This window comes from Actinosynnema sp. (assembly GCF_052038725.1).
This window is the reverse complement of sequence record NZ_JBQGCX010000310.1, coordinates 1-10103: the sequence shown is the minus strand read 5'-3', so window position 1 is coordinate 10103 and position 10103 is coordinate 1. Positions and strand designations below refer to the sequence as shown.

At 75.9% G+C, this 10103-nt stretch carries 7 protein-coding genes; 4 read left to right on the top strand and 3 right to left on the bottom strand.

What is annotated here, in order from left to right; genetic code table 11:
- The 3 genes from secD to ACTUAL_RS06145 all read left to right on the top strand — a co-directional run.
- On the top strand, positions 1-2117 hold a 2117-nt coding region (gene secD, locus ACTUAL_RS06155; protein ID WP_440899563.1), incomplete at its 5' end, for a protein translocase subunit SecD.
- Between the two features lie 489 nt (positions 2118-2606).
- A complete protein-coding gene (locus ACTUAL_RS06150) occupies positions 2607-3779 on the top strand; it encodes a lactate 2-monooxygenase (RefSeq protein ID WP_440899562.1) in 1173 nt (390 codons plus the stop codon).
- A gap of 90 nt (positions 3780-3869) precedes the next feature.
- Complete coding sequence (locus tag ACTUAL_RS06145) at positions 3870-4730, top strand: hypothetical protein (protein ID WP_440899561.1); 861 nt, start codon at positions 3870-3872, stop codon at positions 4728-4730.
- A 3-nt stretch (positions 4731-4733) separates the two neighbouring features.
- Here the strand turns inward: ACTUAL_RS06145 and ACTUAL_RS06140 are convergent, their stop codons facing one another.
- The 3 genes from ACTUAL_RS06140 to ACTUAL_RS06130 all read right to left on the bottom strand — a co-directional run bounded on the left by ACTUAL_RS06140 (position 4734) and on the right by ACTUAL_RS06130 (position 8872).
- Positions 4734-5420: a helix-turn-helix domain-containing protein gene (locus tag ACTUAL_RS06140; RefSeq protein ID WP_232519707.1), complete on the bottom strand. Its 687-nt coding sequence runs from the start codon at positions 5418-5420 to the stop codon at positions 4734-4736.
- Between the two features lie 45 nt (positions 5421-5465).
- Complete coding sequence (locus ACTUAL_RS06135; RefSeq protein WP_096491777.1) at positions 5466-6863, bottom strand: carbohydrate-binding protein; 1398 nt, start codon at positions 6861-6863, stop codon at positions 5466-5468.
- Positions 6864-7204: 341 nt separating this feature from the next.
- Complete coding sequence (locus tag ACTUAL_RS06130) at positions 7205-8872, bottom strand: bifunctional 3'-5' exonuclease/DNA polymerase (RefSeq protein ID WP_440899560.1); 1668 nt, start codon at positions 8870-8872, stop codon at positions 7205-7207.
- Between the two features lie 83 nt (positions 8873-8955).
- On the opposite strand from ACTUAL_RS06130, the gene ACTUAL_RS06125 reads away from it, so the two are divergent.
- Positions 8956-10103: hypothetical protein (locus ACTUAL_RS06125; protein WP_440899559.1), on the top strand; the 1148-nt coding region annotated here is incomplete at its 3' end.

Genomic DNA, 10103 nt, shown 5'->3' with positions numbered 1-10103 from the left:
TCGTGCTCGAGACGCCCGACGGGAGCGCCTCCGAGGCCACCGACCGGGCCATGGAGGTGCTGCGCCGCCGCGTCGACGAGCTCGGCGTCGCCGAACCCGTGCTCGCCCGCTCCGGCGACCGCCGCATCGTGGTCGAGCTGCCCGGCGTCCAGGACCCGGCCGAGGCCGTCGAGGTCCTCGGCCGCACCGCGCAGCTCTCCGTCCACCCCGTCACCGGCGTCGGTGACACGCCCTCCCCGGCCGGGACCGGGATCGCGCTCGGGGACGCCGTCATGACCGGTGACGGCATCAAGAACGCCCAGGCCGCGCCCGCGCAGGGCGGCATCGGGTGGACCGTCGGCATCGAGTTCCAGGGCGACGCCCCCGCCGCCTGGCAGCGGGTCAGCGCCGAGGCGGCCTGCGCGCCGCCCGGCGACCCGCGCAGGCAGATCGCGTTCCGGCTCGACGACGAGGTGATCTCCTCGCCGCAGGTCGACCCGTCCGTCGGCTGCGGCACCGGCATGATCGGCGGCAGCACGCAGATCACCGGCTCCTTCACCCAGGACGAGGCCGAGGAGCTGGCGCTGGTGATCCGCTCCGGCGCGCTGCCCGTGCCGGTGGACGTGGTCGAGCAGCGCACCGTCGGCCCGACGCTCGGCGCCGAGGCCATCGACGCCAGCGCCCGCGCCGCGATCATCGGCGTCGCCCTGACCGGCCTGTTCCTCATCGGCGTGTACCGGCTCGCCGGTCTGGTCGCGGTACTCGCCCTGGTCGCCTACGCGGCCGTGTCCTACGCCGCGCTCCTCGCGATCGGCACCACCCTCACCCTGCCGGGCCTGGCCGGGTTCGTGCTGGCCGTCGGCATGGCCGTGGACGCGAACGTGCTGGTGTTCGAGCGCGCCCGCGAGGAGTTCGCCCGCCGCCGCCGGATGCCCCGCTCGGTCGACCTCGGGTTCCGGGGCGCGTTCAGCGCCGTCGCCGACTCGAACGCCACCACCCTGCTCGCCGCCGGACTGCTGTTCTGGCTGGCGGTCGGACCGGTCAAGGGCTTCGGCGTGACGCTGTCCATCGGCGTCATCGCCTCGCTGTTCAGCGCGCTCGTGCTCAGCCGCGTCCTGCTCCAGCTGATCACGCCGGTGCTGGAGCGCCGCCCCCGCTGGAGCGGTCTGCACGACCTCGGCCGGGTGCGCACCTGGCTGACCGGGCGCGGCATCGTGCTGTTCCGCCGCCCGACGCGCTGGCTGGTCGCCGCCGCGCTGATCGCGGTCGCCGCGCTGTCCGGCCTGGCCGTGCGCGGCCTCGACCACGGCGTGGAGTTCACCGGCGGCCGGATGCTGGAGTTCACCGCCGCCTCCGCCGACACCGGCCGGGTGCGCGCCGCGCTCGCCGACGCCGGTTTCCCGGACGCCGTGGTCGTCACCTCCGGCGACAGCGGCGTGTCGGTGCGCACCGGCCCGATCGACGAGGCCGCGTCCGCGCGGATCGGCGAGGCGGTCGACCGCGCCACCGGCGGCGCGGAGCAGGTCGCCAACGAGCTGATCGGCCCCAGCCTCGGCGACGAGCTGCGCCGCAACGCGCTGATCGCGCTGGCCATCGCCGTGGCCGCGCAGCTGGCGTACCTCGCGTACCGCTTCGACTGGCGCCTCGGCCTGGCCACGGTCTCCGCGCTGGTCGCCGACGTGGTCGTGCTCGTCGGCGCGTTCGCCTGGATGGGCAAGACGGCGGACGGCGTGTTCCTGGCCTCGCTGCTCACCGTGATCGGCTACTCGGTCAACGACTCGGTCGTGGTGTTCGACCGGGTCCGCGAGCTGCGCGGGGCCGATCCGAGGCGCGCCTACCCGGAGCTCGTCGGCAGCGCCGTGCTCCAGACCATCCCGAGGACGGTCAACACGGGCATCGGCGTCCTGTTCGTCCTGGCCGCGCTGCTCGTGCTCGGCGACGGCTCGCTCGCCGACTTCGCCACCGCCCTGCTGATCGGCCTGGTCGCGGGCACCGCGTCGACGATCGTCACGGCGGCCCCGATCGCGATCGCCCTGGACGGCCGGTGGGGGCCGAACGCGGGCCGCGCGAAGCGCCCGACCCGCAAGCGCGACGTGAAGCAGGACGTGCGGAGGGAGGCGGGCGAGGGTAGGGGGTGAGCCACGCGCGGCGCGCCGGTCGGCGGGGGGTCGAACCGGCCTGGCTGACGCCACCGGGGCCGGTCCGCAGGCATCCGGTCCACTGGCTGACGCGCCCGCCGGCATTCGGACCGCTGGCTGACGCGCCCGCTGTTCGACGCGCCCGCCGTTTGACGCGCCCGCTGTTCGACGCGCCCGCTGGCTGACGCGCCCGCACTGCCCGCCGCCGCACGGTCGACCAGCCGATCGACCGGCCAGCCGCCAGCCGGCCCGGACCGGCCACATGAGAGCCCCACCCGCAGGCCTGCACCACGCGGGTGGGGCTCTCGCGCGTCCACCCCCGTGCCGTCGCGCCGGCGGGTGGCCGCCCCCCGCCCCCCGCCACCCCGCTCCACCCGACCAGGCGTCACCGCACCCCCGCGGGGTCGCGGCTTGCGGGTGGGGCGGGGTGGCACCAGCATGATCTGCAGTCCGAAGCGGTGCGGTGCGGCCCAGCGGAGGTGGAACGACGTGACTGCTCAGTTCGCCGCCTACCAGAACGAGATCTACCTCCAAGGTCTGGCGGGCACCGTGCCGCCGTTCACCACCGATCCCGAGGGCCTGGCCGAGTCGGCCCGGCAGCGGCTCGGGCCCGGTCCCTACTGGTACGTCGCCGGGGCCGCCGGGAGCGGGGCCACCGCCCGCGCCAACCGGGAGGCGTTCGACGGGTGGCGGATCGTGCCCCGGATGCTCACCGGCGCCAGCCAGCGGCACCTCGGGGTCACCGTGCTCGGCACGGAGATGCCCGCGCCCGTGCTGCTCGCCCCGATCGGCGTCCAGTCGATCCTGCACCCGGACGGCGAGCTGGCCACCGCGCGCGCCGCCGCCGAGCTGGGCGTGCCGTTCGTGCTGTCCACCGCCTCCTCGCACACCATCGAGGAGGTCGCCGAGGCCGCCGGTGACGGGCCGCGCTGGTTCCAGCTCTACCGCCCCAACGAGCCCGAGGTGTGCGCCAGCCTCCTCGACCGCGCCCGCAAGGCCGGGTTCACCACCCTCGTGGTCACCCTGGACACCTGGACCCTCGCCTGGCGCCCGCACGACCTCGACCACGCCTACCTGCCGTTCATCCGGGGCATCGGCACCGCCACCCCGTTCAGCGACCCGGTGTTCCGCGCCGGTCTGAGCGCGCCGCCCGAGGAGGACCTGACCGAGGCCGTGCTGCGCTGGGTGCAGATGTTCACCGGCACCGACCACCGCTGGGAGGACCTGCCGTTCCTGCGCAAGCACTGGGACGGCCCGATCGTCCTCAAGGGAGTCCTGCACCCCGACGACGCCCTGCGCGCCGCCGACGCCGGGATGGACGGGGTCGTGGTGTCCAACCACGGCGGCAGGCAGGTCGACGGCGCGGTGGCCGCGCTCGACGCGCTGCCCGAGGTCGTGGACGCGGTCGCCGGTCGGATCGAGGTGCTGTTCGACTCGGGCGTGCGCGGTGGCGCCGACGTGCTCAAGGCGCTCGCGCTCGGGGCGCGCGCGGTGCTGCTGGGCAGGCCCTACGCGTACGGGCTCGCGCACGGCGGCCAGCAGGGCGTGCGGCACGTGCTGCGCTCGCTACTCGCCGACTTCGACCTCACCCTCGGCCTGTCCGGGCACCGCAGCCCGGCCGAGCTGGGGCGGGACGCCCTGCGCGCCGCGCCCGGACGCTGATGCCCGGACGCTGATGCCCGCCGACCCCGTTCGGGGACGTGTCCGTTTCCTTCAAGACCGCGCGCCCACCCCGCGCCTAGGGTCGGTCGCATGATCGAACGAGCCCGGAAATTCGTCTGGCTGCACGCCCGCGCCCTGGAGCAGCGGAGGTTCGCCCTGCTGTTCGACGGCGGTCCCGCCGCCCCCGTCGTCAACGCCGTCTTGGCGCACCGCAACGACGACGGCGGGTTCGGGCACGCCCTCGAACCCGACGGGCGCGGGCCCGCCAGCCAGCCGCTGCACGTCCACACCGCGCTCAGCCTGCTCGACGAGGCGGGCGACCGCTCCCACGGCGCCGCCGCCTGCGAGTTCCTCACCACGATCACCAACGCCGACGGCGGCGTGCCGAACTCGCTGGCCTCGGACGGCCCGTCCGCGCCCTGGTGGGTCGCCGACCCGGCCAGCGACCTGCTGATGACCGGCCTGCTCGCGGGCACCCTGCACAAGATCGGCGCCGAGCACCCCAGGCTCGACGCGGCCACCGCGTTCTGCTGGGAGCGCGTCGACTCGCTGGAGAAGTCGCACCCGTACGAGGTCAACGCCTGCCTGCGGTTCCTCGACCACGTCCCGGACCGGCCGCGCGCCGAGGAGGCCGCCGGGAAGCTCGGCGAGCTGGTGCGCGCGCAGGGGCTGGTCGAGCTGGGCACGGGCGCGGTGCACGAGGGGTACGCGGCGGGCGAGGTGCACAAGCCGCACGACTACGCGCCCACCCCGGAGTCGCTGGCCGTCCGCTGGTTCACCGCCGAGGAGCTCGCCCGCGACCTCGACGCGCTGGCCGCAGGGCAGCAGGACGACGGCGGCTGGACGTTCCCGTGGCCGGTGTGGACGCCCGCGACCGAGCACGAGTGGCGGCCCGTCGTCACCATCGAGGCGCTGCTGGCCCTGCGCGCGCACGGCAGGCTCGACGCCTGAGGGTCACCGCCCGACCAGCACGCCCAGGGGCACCCCGGCAAGCTCCCGCACCTCGCGCGACAGGTGCGCCTGGTCGGCGTACCCGGTGCGCGCCGCGGTCTCCGCGAACCCGGTCCCGGCGCGCGCCAGCGCCACCGCCCGGTCGAACCGCAGCACCCGCTGCAGCACCTTCGGCCCGTACCCGAACGCCGCCGCGCTGCGCCGCCGCAGCTGCCGCTCGCTGAGCCCGATCCCGTCCGCGAGCCCCGCCACCCCGCCCGGTCGCGCCACGGTCGCCGCGATCACCCGCGCCACCGGGTCCGGCGGGGACTCGCGCAGCCGCCGCACCGACTCCCGCGCCAGCACCACCTCGGGGTCGGCGGCGGTCAGCAGCCGGTCGAGCAGGGCGTCGACCGGGCCCCACAGCGCGTCCAGCGGCACCCGCCGGTCGCGCAGCTCGGCGCCGGGGACCCCGAACACCGACGGTCCGACGCCGGGCGGGAAGCGCACCGCGTGCAGCGCGCCCGACCCGGCGCTCAGGTGCGCGCGCGTGTCCGGCCCGGCGACGAACAGCCTGCCGTCGCCGGGGGAGAACAGCAGGTCCGTGCAGCCGTCCGGCACGACCCGCACCTGCCCGCCCACCGCGCCCGCGTCGACCTCGCGCCGCCACACGCAGCGCAGGCCCGAGTGCGCCCGCCTCTCCCGGTACACGCGTCCCACGGTAGCCGGGAGGGCGGGCGGTCACCCGTCACCTGGTCAGTTGCCGAACTTCACCCAGTTCACGCTCACGAACGCCGAGGGCTGACCGCTGGTGAACGTCACGTACACGTCGTGCGTCCCGGTCACCCGGCTGATGTTCGCGGGCACCGTCCGCCAGCTCTGCCAACCACCCGTGCCGCCGACCGAGAAGCTGCCGACGGGGGCCGCGGTCGGGCTGCCCAGCCGCACCTCGACCAGCCCGCTGATCCCCGCGCCCGCGCCCGACGCGACCCGGCCGAGGAACTGGCTGGCCCCGCCGCTGCCGAACCGCACGCCGGAGAACTTCAGCGAGTTCCCGTTGCCCAGCCGCGCCACGGCCTGCCCGCCGCCGGTGTCCGAAGCGGACTCGACGGTCCCGCCGCTGCGCGTGGTCGCCTGCTCGGCCTGGATGTCCGCGTACGCGTCCCAGCCGCTGCCGCCGGGCGGGGGAGTGGTCGTGGTGGTCGGGGTCGTGCCGCCGCCGCCCGCCGACCACACCGCGACGTAGTCGACCACCAGCGAGTGCCCGGACTGGGTGGCCGCCGTCGGCGTGCCGAAGCCCGCGACGCCGTTGGGGAACGCGCCGCCCATCGCCAGGTTCAGCAGCACGAAGTACCCGGCGTGGCCGGTCATGTTGCTCCACGTCGTGGCGTCGAACTGGCCCTGGTTGACGCTGTGGAACTGCTGGCCGTCGACGTACCAGCGCAGCTGCTGCGGGCTGACCGAGGTGTCCCACTCGAACCGGTAGGTGTGGAACGCCGACTGGCACGAGGAGCCGGGGCAGGCCCGGCTGTTGCCCAGGCCGTTGGTCTCGTTGCACGGGCCGCCGGGGTTGACGCCGCAGTGCAGCACGCCCCACACGCTGTTCAGGCCGTTGACGTTCTCCATGATGTCGAACTCGCCGATGGCGGGCCAGTTCCAGTAGTTGCCCCGGTACGGCGAGCCGAGCGCCCAGAACGCGGGCCAGTAGCCGAGCGCGGCGTCACCGGTCACGTTCGGCATCTGGAGCCGCGACTCGATCGCGAGCTTGCCGCCCGAGGGGGGCTTGAAGTCGCCGCGCTGGGTCTCGATGCGCCCGGACGTCCAGTTGCCCGCGCCGTCCTTGAGGGCGGTGATGCGCAGGTTGCCGGAGCCGTCGAGCTTCAGGTTGCTGGTGCTGTTCGTGTAGTTCTGGATCTCGCCGGTGCCCCAGTTGGCGGGGCCGCCGGGGTAGCCGTGGCCCTGGTCGATGATCCAGTTGGACGACGACGGCAGCGTGTTCGCGGGGCCGTCGAAGTCGTCGCTCCACTGGAGCGTCCAGCCGGGTTGGCTCGGGACGGACGCGTTCGCGGAGACGGCCGCGAGCGTTGCCGCGGGGACCAGCACGGCCAACGCGGCCGTGGCCGCCAGGAGTCGTCTGCGCTTGGTGTCGGACATGGCTCGGGTGACCTCCTCGTCACGCGGCGGTCACATCATGAGAGCGCTCTCACGGGCGGAGGGCAAGGGGCCGACCGGCGCTACTTGCGACAAAACCGAAGTTCCGGCACCCAGCGGACGGGCGGTGGGGGCCGCTGGACGGTCCTGTCCCGCCGCCGGAGGGCTTGCGAGTGCCCGCTGGGGGCTTGCGCGTGCCCGCTGGACGGTTTGCGTGTGTCCGCTGGAGGGTTTGCGCGTGCCCGCCGGGCGGTTTGCGCGTGCCCACTGGGCGGTTTGCGAGTGCCCGCCGGGCGGCCAGGTCGCGCCCGGTTAGGTCGCCCCCGCCCCAGCCCGCCTTCCACCTACTTCGCGTCCGAGTACCGCTCCACCGCCACCGCCTTCAGCGGGAACCGCACGTCCGTGCCCTCGAACACCAGCCGCGACGCCTCCTCACCCGCCGCCACGACCTCCGCGCACACCGCCTCCGCCGCCCCGGCCGGGCAGTGCACCAGCACCTCGTCGTGCTGGAAGAACACCAGGTGCGCCTCCGGCGCCCGCTCGTGCAGCCGTCTCCGCAGCGCGCCCAGCAGCGCCGCCGTCCAGTCCGCCGCGCTCGCCTGCACCACGAAGTTCCTGGTGAACCGCCCCCACTCCCGCGCCGCCCGCTGCGAGCGCCGCAGCGCGTCCTCCCCGTCGTCGGTGCTCCCCGTCGCCTCGTGCCAGGCCTGCGACGGCGTGGGCGAGGTCCGGCCCAGCCGCGACCGCACCACCCCGCCCCGCTCGCCCTCGCGCGCCGCCCGCTCCACGTACCCGACCGCGTCCGGGAACCGCCGCCGCAGCACCGCGAGCAGCTCCGCCGCCCCGCCGCTGGTGCCGCCGTACATCGCCGACAGCATCGCGATCTTCGCCTGCCCCCGGTCGCCGTGGAACGAGTCCGCGGCGAGCGTCGTGTACAGGTCGTCCTCGCCCGCGACCTCGGCCAGCCGCCGGTCCCGCGACAGCGCCGCCAGCACCCTCGGCTCCAGCTGCGCCGCGTCCGCCGCCACCAGCACCCACCCCGGATCGGCGCGCACCGCCGTGCGCAGCGAGCGCGGGATCTGCAGCGCCGCACCACCCCGCGTCGCCCACCTCCCGGACACCACCCCGCCGACGACGTAGTCGGGCCGGAACCGCCCGTCCGCCACCCACGCGTCCAACCAGGACCAGCCGTGCGCCACCCACAGCCGCACCAGCTCCTTGTACGCCAGCAGCGGCTCGGCGGCGGGGTGGTCCAGCTCCTTGATCACCCACGCCCGCGCGGACGGCACGTCCACGCCCTCCCTGGCGAACGCGCGCACGATGCTCGCCGGGTTGTCCGGGTTCACCGCCCGCCCGCCGAACGCCGCCGTGATCCGGTCGGCCAGCTCGGCGAGCCTGCGCGGCCTCACCCCCGGCGCGGTCCTCGGCCCGAGCAGGTCGGCCAGCAGCTCCTCGTGCACGTCCCGCCGCCACGGCAGCCCGAAGTGCGTCATCTCCGCGCCCGCCAGCGCGCTCGCGGACTCGGCGGCGAACAGCAGCCGCAGCGACGGCGGCAGCCCGGCCGCGACCCGCCGCTGCTCGGCGTGCACCCGCACCACCGCGTCCAGCGGGTCGACCCCGCCGGGCAGCGGCGCGCGCTCCGGCTCGAACAGCACCGGCTGGTCGTCCTTCTTGCGCGGGGCCACGTCGTCGGGCGCGGGCAGCCCGTCCAGCCTGGCCACGGCCGCCGCCAGGTCGCGCGGCTCGCGGTGCCCGCCCCGGTGCGCGAGCAGCAGCTGCTCGACGTGCCGCAGGTCGTGGCACCGCTCCACCCGCGCGCCGCGCGCCAGCAGCTCCGGGTACACCTCCTCGGTCGACGCCCACAGCCAGCGCGGCCGGTGCGCGGCCTCGTGCGCCGCGACCTCGGCGGCCAGGTCGTCGGTCCGCACGGGCGCGCCGACCGGGACGCCGTCGTCGGACAGCGCCTGAAGGCGTCCCGCGTTGTCGCCCTCGCGGACCAAGGCTGCGAACATGTGTTTGATTCTGCGCGCCACCCCCGACAACGACGGCGGGGATGTCTCTTTCGTGTCACCCGCCGCTGAGGACGATGGGCGCCGTGGACCGGACGCCCTCCCCCGCGGAGCTGCTCGACCCGCTGCGCGCCGCCGTGCCCCTGCACGGGCGCACCGCCGAGCTGGGCAGGTTGCGGCGCTGGCGCGACAGCTCGCGCGGCCCGTCCCTGCTGCTGCTGCACGGGCCGTCCGGGGTCGGCAAGACCCGGCTCGCGCACGAGGCGGGGATCGTCGCGGTGGTCGACGACGCGGACCTGGTCCCGGCCGCCGACCTGCGCGCGACGCTCGCCGAGCACCCCCGGCTGCTGCTGATCGCGCGGGACGCGGGCTGGTGGTGGTCGGCGGCCAGGCAGCGCGCCGCGGACCTCGACCACACCTGCGGCGAGCTGCGGCTGGACCCGGACCCCGGCGACTTCGCCCAGGCCTGCGGCTACTACGCGTCCGCCCTCGGCCTGCCCGCCCCGAACCCGCTCGCGGGCACGATCACCGGCGCCCGCGCCCCTGGCAGCGCGGATTCGGTGTTCCGCACGGCGTTCGACCTGCACCTGGCCGCGCTGGCCGAGGTGCACGGCGTGCGCGGCGGCCAGGTGGAGCTGGTGCGGTGGCTGGTCAGCCTGGACCCCACCGCCGAGCCGCCGCCCGGACGGCTCGCGGAGGACGTGCTCGCCGTGGCGCTGCTGGACGAGCGGATCAACCCCGAGCGCACCCCCGGATCGCTGCAGATCCTGGCGCGCGCCGCCCAGCGCTGGCCGCACGTGCTGCACCGGGTGGGGGAGCTGTTCACCGCGCGCCCCGAGCTGGCGTCGACCGCGACCGCCGCGACCCTGGCGGCCCTGCCGCCGCGCGCGGTGGCGGCGGTGGCCAGGCGGGTGTTCGACGACGAGCGCTTCCACGGCGACCCGGTGACCGCCCAGCTCACCCGCGTCCTGCTGGACGGGGCGGGCGACGACCCGGTGGAGCGCGCCGAGCTGCACGGGGTGCTCAGCGCCCGCGCCGCGCTCGCCCACCTGCGCGAGGAGGCGGTGGAGGCCGCGCTCGCCGAGGTCGAGCTGTGCCGGGACCTCGCCGACGCCGACCCCGTCGAGCACCGCAGCGCGCTGGCCGACGCGGTCGGCGACCTCGCGGTGCGCCGGGTCGCCTCCGGGCTGCCGGTGGACGCGCGGCGCGCAACGGTGTGGGCGGTGGCGCTGAT